Source organism: Neisseria sp. P0021.S007, assembly GCF_051956855.1.
The window spans coordinates 1-847 of sequence record NZ_JBQCXA010000288.1 but is presented as its reverse complement, the minus strand read 5'-3'; the positions used below and the strand labels follow the sequence as shown (position 1 = coordinate 847).

Annotated in this window: 1 protein-coding gene and 1 pseudogene; both read left to right on the top strand. The window is 42.1% G+C overall.

What is annotated here, in order from left to right:
• Positions 1 to 684: LEM-3-like GIY-YIG domain-containing protein (locus ACTHUR_RS12875; RefSeq protein WP_440398884.1), on the top strand; the 684-nt coding region annotated here is incomplete at its 5' end.
• Between the two features lie 46 nt (positions 685 to 730).
• Positions 731 to 847, top strand: a pseudogene (locus ACTHUR_RS12870) (UDP-N-acetylmuramate dehydrogenase); the annotation flags it as partial.

Here is an 847-nt window from a genome sequence, read left to right as displayed (position 1 = left end):
GGCATAGACAATCGCGTTTTCCATCATGCCCTAGGTTCATTACAAGAAACAGAAACGCCAAGTGATAAAATTGCCTTGATTAGGGGAATACATCAAAGTGGAAACCAACCCGTGTATTACATTCTGCGGCACAACATCCAAACAGACAAACAGGCTTTTGAATATGAAGCGATGGCAATAGACCTACTCTCCTTAGTCAAACCGAGCCAGCAGCCGCTGACTAATATTCAAGGCGGCACACATTCTTCTGAAGTAGGATTGATGAGCTTATCCGAATTAAAACGAAAATATGATGCGCAAGAATTGAAAACTGATAAACCTATTGTTTTAATTACGATTAATAACGAATACGAGAAACTGAAAAAAGACATTAGATCTGGGAATATTCCTGAAGCCAATAGGGATAAGGAAATTTACGAACGCACACGGAAATATTGGAAAATCGGAAGCCGACGTGAAAAAGCAAAATATGCAGTTGCAGTCTATCGCGGCTGGACATTGGCAGTGTATGAAATCGAAAGATGGATTTCTGCCGACGATATTATTCAAGGTCGTTGGATGTTTGAAGGCAAGCCGTTACCAGAAGGCTCCGACATTTATGAAGAAATCGTGAATAAGCTGACCTATTCTTCCCAAGAAAATTATAAAGCGCCCCAAAACCCCATTACCTATCGTAATTGTTAAATAGTAAGTTTTCAGACGACCTGAATCCACAAAATCACAAATCATCATGCAACCCATCCAATACCAAACCGACCTCACCCCATACAACACTTTCGGCCTTCGCGCCCAAGCCCAAGCATTTGTTGCACTCAAACATGCCGACGAGTTGCGCGACATCGTCCGG